The sequence below is a fragment of the Flavobacterium aquidurense genome, from assembly GCF_001404985.1.
Lineage (GTDB): Bacteria > Bacteroidota > Bacteroidia > Flavobacteriales > Flavobacteriaceae > Flavobacterium > Flavobacterium aquidurense_B.
Genome location: NZ_JRLF01000009.1, coordinates 194206 through 211829 on the forward strand (window position 1 = coordinate 194206; position 17624 = coordinate 211829).

The window sequence follows — 17624 nt, forward strand, 5'->3', positions numbered from 1 at the left end:
GCTACTTTCCAGTTGATTTAGAGATTATTTATTTCAAGATTTTCATTTCTATACAGCAATAAACCCAATCCCGAAGCAAAAATAAAGCAACTCAATAACATATAAACTCCGTTTTTTAATATAAAAAACGAAAAACCAATTGCTGGCGCACTTAGAACAATCATTAAAACAATTACAAAATGAGTTTTAATAAAATTCAACGCATGCGCTGATAATCCGATAAAAAGCAAAGAAGGTCCAACAATAATAAAAGGATATAAAATTGATGGCGTACTACTTATTTGGTTACTTAATGCTTCTCTAGCAAGCTCGTTATTGCCAAAACTCCACATTATAAAATCGATTGTACAAAGACCAATATGCGCAAAAACACCTAAAGTTGTTAGAATTGAAGCTATAGAATTTAATCGGTTTTTAGGAAACACATCATTAAAGGATAATAAAAAACAAGCACCAATAAGATTGAACCAATGTGCAAAATCTATTGGTTGCTGAAAGCTGGGTAAAAGCTTAGAAAATAATAAATAACTGGTAAAGAAAAAAAGCAACCCGAGAAGGCAAAAATGTTTCGTTTTCATAATTAATTTTTAAAATTGATGAACAAAACTACTCTCAGAATCTTTCTTAAAGACCTAATTTATTGACTTTGGTACGAAAGTATCGATTTTAGGTACGAAATTATAAGGCCAATAAAGCTTCTTTATAATTTTTAGAAACCGGAAGTTCTATTTGCGTTAGAATAATAGTATTTTGATTTCTCCAGGACTTAAAATGTATTGGATTTATTAAATGCGAACGATGTATTTGAACTAAAAATCCAAAATCGTCCTGAACTTTTTTGAGCGAAGTCCGAATAAGTTTTGATGTGAGTTTGCCGCTTTCTACATAAAAAATCTCAACATAATTTTGAGCATTAGAAATGCAAACCAAATCTTCTTGTTTAATTTTTAAAACATCTAATTTATTTTCTCCTCTAAAAGTTAAAATATCCTCTTGTACAGGAATCAGCTTGAGTAAATATCTTCTCGCCAGAATAATTACAGGAGTTAAGATCAAAGCAACTTTTATAAATATGATGATAAAAAACGCTGTAAAACTATATCCTCCGTTTAAAATTGGACTTTTATAATAGGTATAAACCGCAATTAAATAAATTAGATAAAAGAATATTAAACTAATTGCTTCAAACTTTAAATTCCATATTGAGATTTTTTCATAAACTCTTTTTTGAACAACGGCAAGAATACCATAACACAAAAATGCCATAGAACTAAAGCCAATACTCATAAAAAACCAGGACCTGAAATCTAAAGTTCCGTCATCGAAAGGTTTTATTACAAAAGCAAAAACAAAAATCCATAACGCAATACCTAAACCTATTATTAGATTGTGTTTTATGGATATGTTTAGTTGTTTCATTTTTTCTTAAAGCAATTATATTATACAATATTAGACTTTAATCTAACTTATTTCAAGTAAGACCCACTAGTTTTTTACTTGTTTCAAGATTGACCATTACAATAAAAACACAAAAAGAAAGAAATTACATCAAATTTACTTTAAATGAAACAAGAAGATAACAGATTTTTAAAGAATCAATAAAACAGCAAGACCTGTTTTTTTGTAAGTATTTATTTAGAAAATAATTTGTATTTTTATCAAAGTCGTATCCGAAAAACTTATAGAGTAGGAAAACCCAAAAAACAAATTACTTATGAAAAATTTCCAAAATTTATCAGCATTACAAAAATTATCTAAAGAAGAATTAAAATCAATTAACGGTGGAACAGGTGGAACCTGCGAACCATGGCCGATATGTGAGGGTGAAGAAAAAACTTTTTTAACAATAAACTCATGTGGTTGGTATATATACCAAACATCAGGAAAAGGTCGCTGTATGGAATACGGAGCATCATAATCATAAATTTATTAAAACTGCTATCCAAAAAATAGCAGTTTTTTTATATTTAATCTTTTTATCGCTGAAAAGCTTTATTTATAAACTGTAAACTTCCTAATTTAATTTAATTTGTTCAGACATATTTCTCCAACCATTCCATTTACAGGTTTCATCGTAAAATTCTTTTTCTTGCTTCCCAGATTTGATAATATAATGATCTGATGTCGTGCAGCCTCCATCTTTTATAAGCTCTAATTCACATTCCATCTTTATTATGGTATCTAATTGTTCTTTACTTAATTTTTTAGATTGTCCTTTATTCTCAGCATAATATACTTTTCCTTTTTTAGTAATAATCAAACTCTCTTTTGCCGAATGAAAACAGCCTAAACTTTCAAAATAAAATTCTACTTTTTGATCTTCTCTTAGATTCCGCACAAATGATCTTTTAATAAAATCCTTATAAACAGAATAATCCGGATATATTAAAACCTCATAAGACTTGTTTTCTTTTACTTCGATTTTTTTCCGCAAAGTCTGATTAACTAAATTTTCATAAACGAACTCGTATGTTCCGTTTGTTAAACTGTCCAAAGTAATTTCTTTACTAATGTATGGTTTTTCAAACGAACTAAATTTTTTGAATATTTTTCCATCTTTATATATCTGAATGCCATAAATTTTGGAAAGATCTTGATTTAGCTTATTTTCAAATTCGATTCTTAATTTTATTGATGCTGGAACTTTTTCACAGCTTACTTCAAAAAACAAAACGATCAAGAGTAACGCTAATGCTTTAAATTTCATAATAATTACAATGTTTAATTTTCTAAATATCCATTCAAACCAAGACGTTCAAATTTCACTTTGTATTTCTGGACATAATTATTCCATTCCGGTTTATTTTCTTCATTATTATAAATAGAAGCAGCATAATCAACAACTTCGGCACTAAAATGATTCCCAAAAACAGTATCCAAATATTGAATTCCGGAATCAATTACTCGTTTTAAAACCTCTACTTTATCAATTCCGTTTTCTTTACAGGCTTTGTCAAGCCATAATCCTTTGCCTAATTTTACATATTCTACTAGTAAACTTTTGGTAATAAATTCAGAAGGAACATCATTGATATCCGGTTGATGTTTTCCGTTTTTGAAAACTGACAAAATCAGTTCTTCAGAATAATATGCTGACGGAATTAATCGTAGCGCTGTTCCATTTTCAGCGGCTTTAAAACAAAGCTCTTTTGTTATAAACTCATCAGGAATAACCTGAATTGCAAAACCATCTTTGCTAACTAATTTATCGCAGAATTCAGGAGTTATTAAGTTCTGATCAATAAATGGTAAAGCATGATAAGTGATATTTAAGGCCAGATTGCAAAGCTCTTCAGTTTTAAATTCTTTAGGAACCAATTTAAGATCTCTATAATTTGATAAAACGCGATCGCGCCAATATTCATAAGTTTTTGCAGGAGGATTATTTTGTTTTAAAATCAATTCTCCAAATTCTAATTCCCGTTTCAACTCTTCGAAAGTCTCTATTAACGGGTTATCTAAATGTTTTCGCAACTCGACTGAGATAATATCTTCACCTGAATCTTCATCATATGTGCACTCGTTTTTTGGATCTACTTCATCTGTTTTATCATTATAATAAAACAAATCATTTTTTCGATCTGTAAAAGTCGTGTAATGATCTTCTACTATAAAAACGGGAGAATCTATAATGCCGGAACATTTAAAATTTCCGTGATTATACGACGTCATCACAACTTCGTTAGCTTTTACATTTCCGTTTATTTCGACATATGAACCTCCTAATAATAAGCTTTGGCAATCGACATTGCCGCCAATATAAACATACGGTCCGTAATCTCCTTCGGCATTTATGATAGAACCGTTTGTAGAGAAATTTCCGTTTATGAGAATTCCTTCGATTCGTATTAAATCAATTTCTTTTAATGGTAGATTTAAGATATTCGAAAGCCATTTTTTTTCTTTTTCTTCATAAAGATCTAAATAGAAATTACCGTCAAAGATTACATCTTCGTTTGCAACAATAAAGAAATCATCGTCGTTCCATTCATCAAAATAATCAAATCCTTCATGATCGATTAAAAACGGGTACTGCGCTTTTACTTCTTTTATTGTTACTAGTCTTAAAACTGAATTGTGCATTTTATTATTTATTGGGCTGTTATTTTTATACCAGATTATACAATATTACGCAATATTGTCATTTCGTCGAAATGACAAAAAAGTCAAAATCAACAATCGTCAGAAAAATTGTATTTTTACAATCCTGAAAACAATTTACAAAATGTATCTCACAAACTCAGGCTTGTTTTCTACCAAATCAAAAAATATAAAAAGAATTTTAAATATCTTTGAATCATGAGCACAGCGAAACCAAAACACATAGGCAGAAACATTAGCCGAATTAGAGAACTTAGAGATATGAAGCAAGAAGCTCTTGCGATTGCTATTGGCGTAAGTCAACAAACTATTTCTAGTATTGAAGGAAGCGAAAACGTTGATGAAGAGAAACTAAAAGCAATTGCCGAAGTTTTAGGCGTTCCTGCCGAAGTAATTAGAAATTTTTCTGAAGAAGCTGTTTTTAATATTATGGGAAATACTTATGATAACGGTTCTTCTACAATAAATCATAATAATTGCACATTTAACCCATTAGATAAACTTCTTGAAGCTTTTGAAGAGAATAAAAAACTTTATGAAAGATTGGTTGAAGCTGAAAAAGATAAAGTTGCTCTTTTAGAGAAGTTATTGAGCGAGAAATAAGTTCTACAGAAAAATATATATTTATAGAAAAAACCGAAGCATCTTAAAACTTCGGTTTTTTTTATGGGTTTGATTATTGTTGCAATTTATGTATTGGAAATTTGCGCTATCTAGAACTAAAATTTTATTTACTTAATTTTTTTAAACTCTTTTCTATACAGCTCTTCTTCTTTCTCTGACATATTAATAAACATTCTTAATATATGGACATCATCTAAAGATGTATATTTATTCCCTAAATCTTTACGCATTGCTAATAACAAGTCCGAAAATAATTTTAATGTCTTGTATAAACTTTTAGATCCTGTTTCAGTGTCATTTGTATCAGTGTTTCTAAACCTACCATATTTTTCAATGACTTCATCTGACGCATAGAGAATATTATCAAAAGCTGTATCCATTGCATCTGCAATCTGTTTATTGTTTAATATAGTATTTCCATTTTTGACTTTTATATTTTTTAAAACATCCCTATACGGTCTAATTAATTCATTATAATACTTTCTTTTTTGTTCGTAAAGTCGTTGTTTACTTTCTTTTAAATCTTCAATAATTTTTGAAATTATAAAACCTATTGAACCCGAAACTAAAGTTAGTATTGTTGGATCTACTTTTTTAAAATATTCTACATTGTAAATTACTACAACAACAATTGAAGAAATTAGCAAAAATAATAGTATCGTCTTTTTGTTAATTTTAAGCATAATTATTTTTTATATTCTTTTTCTAATTTCTCGACTTTCTTTTGCAAAACTTCAAAATCCTCTTTTGAAGGACTATTTAACTTTATCGAAATAGCTAATATCGCAACTGTTAAAGAAAGAATTGGAACTATAATACTAGCAATATCCTTTAAATTGTCAATTATAGCCTTTCGATACAACTTAATATATTTTCCTGTTACAAATGCTTTCATTCCTAAATGAGAAATAATAAAAGTGTCCACTTCTACTTTTTCTAATTCATTATTGTCGACAAGATTTCGTAAAAGCAAAGCGACTTCTAGCTTCGGAAGTTTTAACAGATCTTTTAATTCGTCATGACTAAAAGAACCAAATATAACGTCATCACCATGATCTGGGTAATCGCCATTGGAATAAAAAATATTAAGTAGTTTATGTAGATTTTTATTATGAGCCATTTTTATTCATTCAAATAAAAAGCAATATACAAAATACTTCTAAGCGAAAGCATTTCTTACAGCAAAACAATATTTTTACTCGAAAACCGAGTCAGCGTGAGGGATTGAGGCGTTATCCTTTTATGAAGTGAAACGGAATAAAAGATATAGCTGAAAGCCCGACCCGAAGGGACACGCCATAATTGAGATTCTAAGATTTTTTTTCAAATCTTTGTCGAGTTACTTACGAAGATTTCTCCTTCGTCGAAATGACAAAGATTACGGTGAAAAACATAATGAAATAAAAAGAATAAATCTGCCAAATCTGCGAGAGAAAAAATCTCAAACAAATAAGAAAACTTTAATAAAGCAATCTTATGCCATTGTCTAAAAATTAGTAATTTTGAAATTCGAAGTTCAAAACTCACATTATTATGAAATATCATCAAATAAACAGCGCTCTTTTTGTAAAAAATCGCAGAAAATTCACGGCAGAAATGAAACCTAACAGTGTTGCCGTTTTTAACTCAAATGACATTTACCCGGTTAGCGCAGATAGTACTTTGCCATTTGCACAACACAGAGATATTTTTTATCTGAGCGGTGTTGATCAGGAAGAAAGTATTTTGCTTTTGTTTCCGGATGCGCCTTATGAGAACCAAAAAGAAATTCTTTTCCTGAAAGAAACTAACGATCATATCGCGGTTTGGGAAGGTGAAAAGCTAAGCAAAGAACGTGCTTTTCAGGTTTCAGGGATTAGAACGGTTTATTGGTTGCAGGATTTTCATAAAGTTTTGAACGAAATGATGACGTATGCAGATACAATGTACATTAATACAAACGAACATTACCGCGCAACAGTTGAAACTGAAACTCGTGAAGCTCGTTTTGTAAAATGGTGGAAAGAGCGTTATCCAGCGCATAATGTGGCAAAAAGCAACCCAATTTTGCAACGCATTCGTTCTGTAAAAGAAAGCGAAGAGATTGATTTGATTCAGCAAGCTTGCGATATTACGGAGAAAGGTTTCCGCAGATTATTGTCGTTCGTGAAACCAAATGTTACTGAATATGAAATCGAAGCCGAATTGGTTCACGAATTCATCCGTAACCGTTCTAAAGGTTTTGCGTATACGCCAATTATTGCTTCGGGAAACAATGCAAACGTTTTGCATTATATCGAAAACAATCAGCAATGTAAAGCCGGAGATTTAATTTTATTGGATGTTGCTGCAGAATATGCGAATTATTCAAGCGATATGACAAGAACAATTCCGGTTTCAGGAAGATATTCTGAAAGACAAAAAGCAGTTTACAATGCTGTTTTAAGAGTAAAAAACGAAGCTACAAAAATGTTGACTTCAGGAACTCTTTGGAAACAATATCATATTGAAGTGGGTAAAATCATGACATCTGAACTATTAGGTTTAGGTTTACTTGATAAAGCCGATGTTCAGAACGAAAACCCGGAATGGCCAGCTTACAAAAAATATTTCATGCACGGAACGTCTCACCACATGGGTCTTGATACGCACGATTATGGTTTGCTTCACGAGCCTATGAAAGCCAATATGGTTTTTACGGTTGAACCTGGAATTTATATTCCGGAGGAGAAATTCGGAATTCGTTTAGAAGACAATGTTGTGGTTCAGGAAAAAGGAGAACCTTTTAACCTAATGCGCAATATTCCGATTGAGGTTGATGAAATCGAAAGCTTAATGAATCAATAAATCATGATAAAAAACAAAGCCTTTACTAAATATTAAGGGCTTTGTTTTTATATAGTAAATAGATATTTATCCGATTTTTGAAATCTGAACATCCAATTGAAATTTTCCGTCAGCTTCGTTTGCGTTGATTAGTTCAAAAAGCTCTAAAGCTCTTCTTGCATTTTTCTCTTCTTCTCTTTGCTCAGCTACATACCACATCATAAAATCTTCTGTAGCATAATCATTCTCAGCTCTACATTTTGCAATTACTCTATTAATCGCCTGAGTAACTGCAATTTCGTTTTGCAAAGCAATTTCAAATACTTCTCTAAAAGAAGCAAATTCCTGCTGCACTTCCGGAACAGATGGCGTAACTGCAATCCCTCCCATATCTGTAATATATTTGAAAACTTTTAGAAAATGCTCTCTTTCTTCTTCGGCTTGCTTGTACAAATAAGATGCTGTATTTGCAAAACCATTTCTATCTAACCATGCAGCCATAGCTAAATATTTATTAGAAGCGTCGCTTTCTATTTTTGCCTGTAAGTTCAATATATTTTCTATTCCTTCAACTAATGAAGTACTCGTTCTTAGTAAATCTTTCATAACCTTTGTTTTTATCTACGTAAAATTACAAAAATTATAGAAGGTAGCTCTAAATGCCTTAAAATTTGGATTTAATCTAAGTAAGAATCTAAATAAGCTCTACATTGACAGTATTGCAAAGCATAGAATGTAAAGTGAGGGTAAATTTTGTTCCGTTTAATAAATCTCGTAACTGGACTATTTCGCAGATAGTAAGATTTCTGGAAAAATTTCTTTTAGTAGTTTCAATCAACTGTGCGTCTGACTGATCAGATAAGTCATAAAGCATATTGAGAATGTCAACGCTATTAACCTTTCTTTGAAAAATCAAAAAATCATGAATTTTATAACTTGACACCGTATCAACAAAATTGATGATTATACTATTGGTCAAGTCACATTGATAACTGTATCCTTTTTCGGTTTCAAATAATACTTTGGTGGTCAAATCACTAATTAATGCCATTCTGATAAGATATAATAACGATGCAAAAATATAGAATTTTAAGTAATAACAAGCATAATTAAGACTAATTTAAAATAACAAAATCATTTAATGTTTTTAAAAACAGTTCGAATGACCGTATTTTTTGAACCATGTAAGTGATACAAGTTCATTTAAATCATAATCTTTATGTTTTTTTTCAAACTCGCATAAGCTTATATGCTTTGAATATTTAGCATAAGAGTGAATTGAATAACTTTTTTTTAAACTAAAATGAACTTATATCTCTTATATGGTTTAAACATTTAACATAAAATTGAACGCGATAACTACTATTTTTAACTCAAATGATCTTATATTACTTATATGGTTTTGTCATTTCTTATCTTTGTACTTTAAACTTAAAACATCATTTTGAAAACTCTATCATATAAAAACACCAAGATCTCGTATACTGATTCAGGTGACGGAACTACAATTGTATTGCTTCACGGCTTTCTGGAAAACAAAAAAATGTGGAAAGACTATATTGCTCTTTTCTCTGAAAAATATCGCGTTATAACAATTGATTTATTAGGCCACGGCGAATCTGATTGTTTGGGATATGTACATTCTATGGAAGATAATGCCGGTGTTGTAAAAGAAGTTTTAGAACATCTTGAAATCGAAAAAGCTATTATTGTTGGGCATTCTATGGGTGGTTATGTTGGTTTGGCTTTCGCCGAATTATTTCCGGCAAAAATCAATAAACTGGTTTTATTAAACTCGACCTCAAAAGCAGATAGTCACGAGAAAAAGATAAATCGTAATCGCGCCATAAAAGCGGTAAAACAAAATTATATAAACTTTGTAAGCCTTGCAATTGCTAATTTATTCAGCGAAAATAACAGAACCAGATTAGCTGATGAAATCGAAAAAGTAAAAATTCAGGCCCTAAAAACACCGCTGCAAGGAATTGTAGCTTCGCTTGAAGGAATGAAAATTAGAAAAGACAGAGAAGCTCTTCTTCATGAAAACTTATTTCCGGTTTTATTGATTTTAGGCAAAAAAGATCCGGTTTTAAACTATGAGGAAAGTATTGCTCAAATCAAAAATACAAACGTAAAACTGGTTTCTTTTGAAGATGGACATATGAGTCAGATCGAAAACAAAGAAGAACTGGAAACTATATTATTAGATTTTTTTGAATAATCTAAATAATCTTAAAAACCAAAAAAGGCTGTTCATTAATCGTGAACAGCCTTTTTTTCATTATTGGGGGCAAAAATTATAGTTTTGAAATAATGTCTTTTTTAAATTTAGCTAAAGTTGCTCTTGTTAATCCAAGATTTGCTTTTGTTGAATCAACAGCTAAATAAATAAAATATTTACCATCTTCAGATACATCAATAATGTGAATTTGATCTGTTAGTGTAATTAAGATATCATTGATTTTTTGATCTAATCCTAAAGCTTTAATTGCATTTAATTTTGCTTTAACAACTTCTAGATTATAAGCAGATGCTAATTCTGGGTCAAAATTTGGATTTAAAGAAAGTGAGCAGTATGACATTCCTGTTTCTACTTCAGTTACTGAAACGGCAATGAATCCGTTAACATTCTCTTTTAAATCGTTTTGAAAATTTTGTAAAAAATCTGACATGTTTTGATTGTATTTAAATTAATTTATTGAAAAACAGAATCCATTTTGCGTAACAAAAGTCCCATTTTACTTATATCTTTAGAAAGCAGTGCAACACAGTTATCGTACTCATCTTTATTAGCCACCACAATACCGTCTTTGTTCTTAATCATGACTTGTTTAAGATCTCCGTTATTTACATCTTCAGACATTTCTAAACACATCTTTAATATCATCCCGATCATTGCCGCTACATTGCCATCGTACTCTAAATTAACAGATTCAAGTAAGATGCCATCTATATTAAAAGTTAATCCAGATTCAGCCCCGGTTTCCTCTACGAGTGTATTTAAATCAATCATATCGCTATTATATTTTTTTAAGAAGGGTCAAAGATATTTTTTTAAATAGAATTGTCGCCTAAACACTTGTTAAAAAAAAGCCACACGTAACCATTTGAAATACTTTTATTTATACTATAATGTTTCTTAATTTTTAAAATAAACTTTTTAAAAAACGTTAACAAAAAAAGAAGATTTGTTTAAAAAAAGATCATTCTGTTTGAGATACTTTAAATCTTATTTTAACATTTACAACAAATACCGTTTACAGCAAGTTTTTCATAGCTTTGCAAAAAAAATTTAACGAAATGAAAACTGTTGACGAAGTACGTTTTGACTTAAATGTAAAATTGATGAAATTTAGAAGATTCCGTTTTGAAAACGGAAGCATAAATAATCCCGATTTACAAGAGCGCGCAAAAAAAGGTTTTTTCAAAAAAATCTTTAGCTAAAAAATCCCTTATAAAAAAGCTGAACTAGTGAGATATCCTTTATCAACAAGTTCAGCTTTATCTCTTATATAGTGCGTCTTACCCTCTTTTATTAAAACTAATTGTGTCGAAATGCGTATTACATTCTGATAATTGTGATCTGTAATCACAATTCCTTTTTTGTGCGAATTACCTTTTATCATTTCATTTACCAGATCTGCCATTATTGGCGATAATCCGTTGTAAGGCTCGTCGAGCAAAACAAATTTCGACGGATTAAAAAGTACGATTTTTATTTCAAGGTATCGTAATTCCCCACTTGACAAATGATTTATTCTTTTATTTAAAATCGACTGAATAAAATCGTCTTCATAAAAAAATTTTAATTTTTGTTTATCGATCGATAATAAAATAGCTTTTTTTACAGACAAATGATTCGGAATGAATTGTTCCTGGGATAAATAACTAATTTCAGAAGACAAATTATTCTGCTTATTTTTTGAAACAGAATCTATTCGAATGCATTTATTAGGAGCCGAGATTATTCCGAAAATTATTTTTAATAAAGTCGATTTTCCGGATCCATTCCGTCCTAATAACCCAATAATCTGAGATGTTTCACATTTTAGATATACATCTGAAAGAATTACTCTTTCATCATACTTTTTTTGCACTCCATCGACTTCTAAAATATGTTTTTTCAAAATACATTCTTTATTACAAAAGTGATAAAACCAATTAAAATGGTAGTAAAAAAAGTAAAAGCATAAGCAAAAACCAAAAGATGTATTTTTGAAATCCCATTATTCGAATAAAATAAATAATCATTTTGGCGGTATAATTCCTTAAAAGCAATACTCATTAAAAATCCAAAACTTAAAATTGTGATAAAAAAATAATCAAAGCCACCAAATAAAACCGCAACCGCACAAACAGTTAAATTAATAACCAATGTGGTTTTAAAAAATTCGAATATGTTATGCAGCTTTCTGATATCTTAATCTATTTTTTCCTCAAAAGGAATATTCTCATCAAAAATTTCTGCCAATAATATTACAACTTCTTCTAAATAGTTTTTTAAAATTTCATTTGTAACAGTAGAATCCAATTCTTTATCTTCTTTAAATCCAAAAGGCAGGAATCCTGATTTTAGATTTTTAAACGAAATAATCCCAACTTCTATAGGCAAACCCGCAGCTTCGTTTTCAAACATGAACGCATAAGCCAGAACCTGAATAATTTTATCGTTTTTAAGCTCTTGTGTTAAGCCATTCCATGATTTAAGTACAACATTCGTTTTTTCTACTTTTCCGGTCTTATAATCAATGATTCTGATTTTTCCGTTGCGCAATTCGATTCTGTCGACATTTCCTTTAATCAAAACAGGAAATGGCAAATTAGGATGATTCAACTCACGTTCATATGTTTTTTCTAAAGCTATGATTTTTACTGCGTCTCCGTTTTTGATCGCCTCTAATTCCATTTTCAGGAAATTAAAAACATTTCGTTTTGCGACTTCAAACGCCAAAAGGTTACGTCCTTTTTTAATTTCACCTTCTTTATAAACTACTTTAAACTGGTTTAAGACTTCATTATCTAACAGTTTAAAACAATTTTCGATATCAGCTTCAGAAATAAACTTACCAACAAAAGGATCATACAACGCTTTTAAACTTTCATGAATAATCGTTCCCAAAGTATTCAGAGCAATATTCTCCTCTACTTCTTCGACCTCGCGAATACGCAGAATTTTTTGAAAATAAAACTGAATAGGATTTCGAATATAACTCGTTAACGCAGATGGAGAGAAACCTGTAGTGGCTATTTCCTTTAAACGATCCATTACAGCCTGAGACTTAGGAACTACCATTGGCTGATATGCAGAGGTAGGCAAAACAGGATTATAGATATCAAAAGTAAGATTGTGTTTGTGCTGTTTCTCTACTTCTAATTGTGTTATAAAACGACTTCGTTCTCCGGCATCTAAACCATCGTTTTCAGTATTATAAATAAGATAAATATTTTTAGCCCTTTGCAATAAATGATAAAAGTGATAGGTATAAATAGCGTCTTTTTCTTTAAAAGTTGGCAAACCTAGTTCTCTTTTTACATCATACGGAATAAATGAATTTTGAGATTTTCCAGCCGGAAACTTCCCTTCATTCATCGAAGTTACAATTACGGTATCAAAATCCAGAACACGACTTTCAAGAACTCCCATAATTTGCAATCCCCGCAAAGGTTCTCCTTCAAACGAAACTTCAGCAACATCAATAATTTGCTTGTAAATAGCATGCAAAGTATCAATATTATCAATATGATGATGTTGCGAATAATAATTTATAAGCTTATTAATAACTTTAAAAACAGCAAAAACAAAGGCTTTTGCAATCTTTTCTTCTTCGCTATCGTTACTGAAATTTTCTTTTATTAAAAGCAAAAGTGCCGAAACATTTTCAAGAACAGCAATTGATCCATTTTCCCATTTTTGAAACAATAAACTAAATAATTTCGATTGGCTTGAATTAAGTTCAATTATCCTGTTATGCGTAATAAATGTATAATTATTTTCTTTGATAATTCTAACCAGATTGCCCGCGTTTGCATAAGGCTCAATAAGAGGATGTGTTAAAATATCAAGTACATCTTTATAGTAAAAAACATAGCTATCTCCTTTTCGCGAAAGGGCATTAGTATGCATTTTAAATAATTTGGCAATTAATATTTGCGATGGATTATTTTTTCCTGAATAACCCATAGTAATATTCAGGCTCCCAACAGAAGAAGGCAATGAATATAAAACAGGAATTAATAAATTTTCCTCACCCAGAACAATTGCAACTTTATCAAGAGATGTATTTGGGTTTTCAGTGATTATGTTTTCGATAATACTTCCCGCCAATTTTGCCTGACCTATAGTTTTGGGAGTTCCTATAACCTGAATGTTTTTTGACTGTGAAAAATCATCGACAATCCATTCAAAAATGTGTGATTTATAATGTTTCCAATTTTCTTTAAAACGACGAACAAAAAGTCCTGCATCGTGATAAGGATCATTTAAAAAAACCTGATCTACATCCCAATAAATTTTAGCCTGATCGAGAGACAAAAGGTGTTGTACAATTTTTTCTTCAGCAGCATTTAAAGCATTAAATCCTGCAAAAATAAAAGATCGGTTTGAGATGGTATTCGAAAAGTGATTTAGATTATTTACCGCTTCTCTATATATCAATCCCTGATATCCTATTCCTTTATTCAGCAAATGATTGTATAATGAATCGTAATACAATGGCAGAAGTTTCCAGAAATCAATATAATTTTCTAAAAGTTTAGTGCTGTTTTCAACTTCAATTCCCCATTTTTTTATGTCTTCAATATCTTTTAAATATGAGAGTACATGAGTTGGATCTAATAAGTAACGATCGATTTCATTAAAATCCTGCAAGAGTGTTTTTGCCCAATTGGCAAATAATTCAAAAGATTGTTGGTTTTGCTTTTCGGTTACAGAAAGATAGACTTCATAAAATTCAAATAAAAGCTCAATTGCATCTACAGATCTTATCGATGCTACATCTTGTACAAAGTCTTCAATACTAATAATTTCAGGAGAAAGAATCGTATTGGCTGTTTCATTTTTTAAAGCTTCGATTAAAAAAACCTTGGCTCTTTTGTTAGGTAAAATAATAGTTGTTTCAGCGAGTTTAGCTGAATAATCCTGAATTACAACAGATGCTATTTTTCCGAGAAAAGAATTATTTATCATTTTATAAAAATAAAAAAAGCCATTCAATTAAGAATGGCTTTTAGTCTTTATTTAGAAAGTAAATTAAAGTTTACCTTGGTATTTAGAACCAATGTGTCTAATTTCTGTTCTTCTGTTTTGTGCTTTACCTGCAGCAGTTTTGTTGCTTGCAACTGGTTGAGACTCACCAAAACCTTTAGATACTAAGTTATCAACGTTTACTCCTCTTTCGATCAAAGCGTTCATTACAGCAGCAGCTCTATCTTCAGAAAGTTTTTGGTTCAATTTGTCAGAACCATCGCTATCTGTGTGACCTTCAATACTGAATTTCGCGTTTGGATAGTTTTTAAGGATTTCTTTGATAGCATCTAATCTAGCTGGAGTTTCTTTGTCTCCTGTTTTGAAAGTAGCTTTACCAGAGTTGAAGTAGATTGCTCTAGCTTGAACTTTAAGATCTTCTAAAGCTTCAGTAGTTACTTCAGGACAACCTCTGTTAGAAGCAGGACCGTAAACTGTAGGACAATCATCATCTTTATCAGCTACACCATCTTTGTCAGCGTCTAAGAAAGGACAACCACCATTTTCTTTAGGACCAGCAACTGTAGGACATTTGTCATCTTTGTCAGCGATACCATCACCGTCAGTATCAGGACAACCTTTTAAAGCAGCTAAACCAGCAACATCTGGACAAGCATCATCTTTATCAGCAATTCCGTCTCCGTCAGTATCAGGACATCCGTTTAATGCAGCTAAACCAAATACATCTGGACAAGCATCACTAGCGTCAACGATTCCGTCTCCGTCAGTATCAGGACATCCGTTGAATTGTTTCAAACCAGCAACATCTGGACAAGCGTCATCTTTATCGTAGATTCCGTCTCCGTCAGTATCTTTACCTCCGAATTTGAAAACTAGACCTGCAGTGTGTTGGAAGTGAGATGGAGAATCAATTTCTCCGTTATAATCATTTCTTCCAGGAACATCGTCACCAGCAGCAACAGCCCATTTGTAAGTTGAAGCTAATGTTAAACCAATAGCGTCAGTAAACCAAAAAGTTACTCCAACACCTGGGTTTACAGTTCCAAAACTATCATCTCCTAAGAAAGTATAACCTCCACCAATAGATAACGAAGGATCAACTACTTTAGATTTGATTAATTCCTGGAAGCTATATTTAATAGTAGCATCAATTCCATAATACATTAAATCGCCAGGATTAGTAACAACATTACCTCTTGAATCGTGTCCAGGAGCAGTTGGTCTAAAATAAACAGCTTTATCAATTTTGTTTACAGATCCTTGTAAACCAACAGAGAAACCGCTACCTACATATCTAGACACACCAATGTAAGATAAAGAAGGAAGAATATTCCAGTTGTCTTTTACAGCGAATGGCTGAGAAAAGTGTTGATCAAAGAAACCACTTCCTGCACCAGAACTGGTTCTAGTGTCAACGGCATTAACTCCAAAAGAGATAGCCCATGGATTGTTACTGTCTTGTGCGTGAGAACTTAAACCCATCACCATCATCACAGCAACTAAAAGTTTGTTAAGATGTTTCATACTTAATTTTTTTAATTACAATTTAGTTAATTACAGACAAAAGTAACACCAAAATTTTTAAATACAAAATGAAATGTTAAAAAAAACCTACAAAAATTTCAGTAAATGGAAATTATATAACTTTTAACATTTTACCGACAACTATAAAGGCAGCTATCGCTCTGTCTAAGTGTTCTTTGGTATGCGCAGCTGATAGTTGTACTCTAATCCTTGCCTTTTCTTTTGGTACAACAGGAAAGAAGAATCCGATTACATAAATCCCTTGTTTTAAAAGCTCGTTGGCCATTGTTTGAGATAATTTAGCATCATACAACATTACAGGCACAATTGCTGAATCTCCGTCGATAATATCGAAACCAGCTTTTTTCATCCCATCCTTAAAATAGTTCGTATTCCACTCTAATTTATCTCTTAAAGAAGTGTCTTTTTCAAGTAATTCAAAAACTTTTATAGATGCTCCAACAATTGCCGGGGCTAATGAATTAGAAAATAAATATGGTCTCGAACGTTGACGCAATAATTCAATTATTTCTTTTTTAGCTGTTGTATAACCACCCATTGCTCCTCCAAGAGCTTTACCCAATGTACCTGTGATAATATCAACTCTGCCCATTACTCCTTTTGCCTCAAGTGTTCCTTTACCGGTTGCCCCAATAAATCCGGCAGCGTGACATTCATCTACCATTACCATTGCATCATACTTGTCTGCCAGATCACAAATTTTATCAAGAGGTGCTACAAGACCATCCATAGAGAAAACTCCATCAGTAACAATTAATTTAAAACGAGCTCCAGCATCATTTGCTTTTATCAATTGATGTTCTAAATCCTCCATATTACTATTCTCATAGCGATAACGTGCTGCTTTACACAAACGAACTCCGTCAATAATTGATGCATGATTTAAACTATCAGAGATAATTGCATCGTTTTCCCCTAATAAAGGCTCGAAAACACCACCATTAGCATCAAAAGCTGCGGCATATAAAATCGTATCTTCTGTACCGTAAAAATCTGCAATTTTTTTCTCTAATGTTTTATGAATATCCTGAGTTCCACAAATAAATCGAACAGATGACATTCCAAAACCATGAGTATCCATAGCATCTTTTGCAGCCTGAACCACTTCAGGATGTGATGAAAGTCCCAAATAATTATTTGCACAAAAGTTCAAAACCTTTTCTCCTGTAGAAATAGTAATTTCTGCATCTTGTGCCGAAGTTATAATTCGTTCTTTTTTAAAAATTCCGTTCTCTTCAATTGCCTGAAGTTCACTTTGCAAATGTTCCTTTATTTTACCGTACATCTTTTATTTATTTAAAACGTTAAAAATTAACAATTTAGCCATTTTAAGACCTCATTTATT

19 protein-coding genes are annotated in these 17624 nt (G+C 31.2%); 5 read left to right on the forward strand and 14 right to left on the reverse strand.

The window, feature by feature from the left end; genetic code table 11:
* Positions 1-17: 17 nt before the first annotated feature.
* Positions 18-578 (reverse strand): hypothetical protein, encoded by a 561-nt coding sequence (locus tag RC62_RS06905; RefSeq protein ID WP_055093909.1) that lies wholly within the window; start codon positions 576-578, stop codon positions 18-20.
* 100 nt (positions 579-678) lie between these two features.
* Positions 679-1419: a LytTR family DNA-binding domain-containing protein gene (locus RC62_RS06910; protein WP_055093911.1), complete on the reverse strand. Its 741-nt coding sequence runs from the start codon at positions 1417-1419 to the stop codon at positions 679-681.
* Between the two features lie 295 nt (positions 1420-1714).
* On the opposite strand from RC62_RS06910, the gene RC62_RS06915 reads away from it, so the two are divergent.
* Positions 1715-1918, forward strand: a complete 204-nt coding sequence (locus RC62_RS06915) for a bacteriocin-like protein (protein WP_055093913.1) — start codon at positions 1715-1717, stop codon at positions 1916-1918.
* Positions 1919-2014: 96 nt separating this feature from the next.
* Here the strand turns inward: RC62_RS06915 and RC62_RS06920 are convergent, their stop codons facing one another.
* Together RC62_RS06920 and RC62_RS06925 are read right to left on the reverse strand one after the other, a co-directional pair.
* Positions 2015-2707, reverse strand: coding sequence for a hypothetical protein (locus tag RC62_RS06920; RefSeq protein WP_055093915.1), 693 nt, complete (start codon positions 2705-2707; stop codon positions 2015-2017).
* A gap of 14 nt (positions 2708-2721) precedes the next feature.
* Entirely contained in the window at positions 2722-4083 is a 1362-nt protein-coding gene (locus tag RC62_RS06925; RefSeq protein ID WP_055093917.1) for a hypothetical protein, read from the reverse strand.
* A gap of 216 nt (positions 4084-4299) precedes the next feature.
* On the opposite strand from RC62_RS06925, the gene RC62_RS06930 reads away from it, so the two are divergent.
* Positions 4300-4704: a helix-turn-helix domain-containing protein gene (locus tag RC62_RS06930; RefSeq protein WP_055093919.1), complete on the forward strand. Its 405-nt coding sequence runs from the start codon at positions 4300-4302 to the stop codon at positions 4702-4704.
* Between the two features lie 128 nt (positions 4705-4832).
* Here the strand turns inward: RC62_RS06930 and RC62_RS06935 are convergent, their stop codons facing one another.
* On the reverse strand, positions 4833-5408 hold the full coding sequence (locus RC62_RS06935) for a hypothetical protein (protein ID WP_055093921.1): 576 nt from the start codon (positions 5406-5408) through the stop codon (positions 4833-4835).
* Between the two features lie 2 nt (positions 5409-5410).
* On the reverse strand, positions 5411-5845 hold the full coding sequence (locus RC62_RS06940) for a hypothetical protein (RefSeq protein ID WP_055093923.1): 435 nt from the start codon (positions 5843-5845) through the stop codon (positions 5411-5413).
* Between the two features lie 413 nt (positions 5846-6258).
* Here RC62_RS06940 and RC62_RS06945 point away from each other — a divergent pair, with 413 nt between their 5' ends.
* Positions 6259-7551 carry an aminopeptidase P family protein gene (locus tag RC62_RS06945; protein WP_055093925.1) on the forward strand — a complete coding sequence of 431 codons (1293 nt, stop codon included), beginning with the start codon at positions 6259-6261 and terminating at the stop codon, positions 7549-7551.
* Positions 7552-7617: 66 nt separating this feature from the next.
* Here the strand turns inward: RC62_RS06945 and RC62_RS06950 are convergent, their stop codons facing one another.
* Together RC62_RS06950 and RC62_RS06955 are read right to left on the reverse strand one after the other, a co-directional pair.
* On the reverse strand, positions 7618-8136 hold the full coding sequence (locus RC62_RS06950) for a ferritin (protein ID WP_055093927.1): 519 nt from the start codon (positions 8134-8136) through the stop codon (positions 7618-7620).
* An 88-nt stretch (positions 8137-8224) separates the two neighbouring features.
* Positions 8225-8581: a hypothetical protein gene (locus tag RC62_RS06955; protein ID WP_055093929.1), complete on the reverse strand. Its 357-nt coding sequence runs from the start codon at positions 8579-8581 to the stop codon at positions 8225-8227.
* Positions 8582-8974: 393 nt separating this feature from the next.
* On the opposite strand from RC62_RS06955, the gene RC62_RS06960 reads away from it, so the two are divergent.
* Positions 8975-9751, forward strand: coding sequence for an alpha/beta fold hydrolase (locus RC62_RS06960; protein WP_055093931.1), 777 nt, complete (start codon positions 8975-8977; stop codon positions 9749-9751).
* Positions 9752-9827: 76 nt separating this feature from the next.
* On the opposite strand, the gene RC62_RS06965 is transcribed toward RC62_RS06960, so the two are convergent.
* The gene (locus RC62_RS06965; protein WP_055093933.1) at positions 9828-10202 is read right to left on the reverse strand and encodes a hypothetical protein; all 375 of its coding nucleotides are present in this window, start codon (positions 10200-10202) and stop codon (positions 9828-9830) included.
* Positions 10203-10225: 23 nt separating this feature from the next.
* The gene (locus RC62_RS06970; RefSeq protein ID WP_055093935.1) at positions 10226-10543 is read right to left on the reverse strand and encodes a roadblock/LC7 domain-containing protein; all 318 of its coding nucleotides are present in this window, start codon (positions 10541-10543) and stop codon (positions 10226-10228) included.
* Between the two features lie 287 nt (positions 10544-10830).
* Between RC62_RS06970 and RC62_RS22845 the strand changes: the two genes are divergently transcribed.
* Positions 10831-10974: a hypothetical protein gene (locus RC62_RS22845; RefSeq protein ID WP_157472399.1), complete on the forward strand. Its 144-nt coding sequence runs from the start codon at positions 10831-10833 to the stop codon at positions 10972-10974.
* 8 nt (positions 10975-10982) lie between these two features.
* Here the strand turns inward: RC62_RS22845 and RC62_RS06975 are convergent, their stop codons facing one another.
* The 4 genes from RC62_RS06975 to kbl form a co-directional block, all read right to left on the reverse strand.
* Positions 10983-11657, reverse strand: coding sequence for an ATP-binding cassette domain-containing protein (locus RC62_RS06975; protein WP_055093937.1), 675 nt, complete (start codon positions 11655-11657; stop codon positions 10983-10985).
* A 293-nt stretch (positions 11658-11950) separates the two neighbouring features.
* A complete protein-coding gene (locus RC62_RS06985; protein WP_055093941.1) occupies positions 11951-14716 on the reverse strand; it encodes a PD-(D/E)XK nuclease family protein in 2766 nt (921 codons plus the stop codon).
* Positions 14717-14779: 63 nt separating this feature from the next.
* Entirely contained in the window at positions 14780-16258 is a 1479-nt protein-coding gene (locus RC62_RS06990) for an OmpA family protein (RefSeq protein WP_055093943.1), read from the reverse strand.
* A gap of 112 nt (positions 16259-16370) precedes the next feature.
* Positions 16371-17564 (reverse strand): glycine C-acetyltransferase, encoded by a 1194-nt coding sequence (gene kbl / locus RC62_RS06995; RefSeq protein WP_055093945.1) that lies wholly within the window; start codon positions 17562-17564, stop codon positions 16371-16373.
* Positions 17565-17624: the final 60 nt, after the last annotated feature.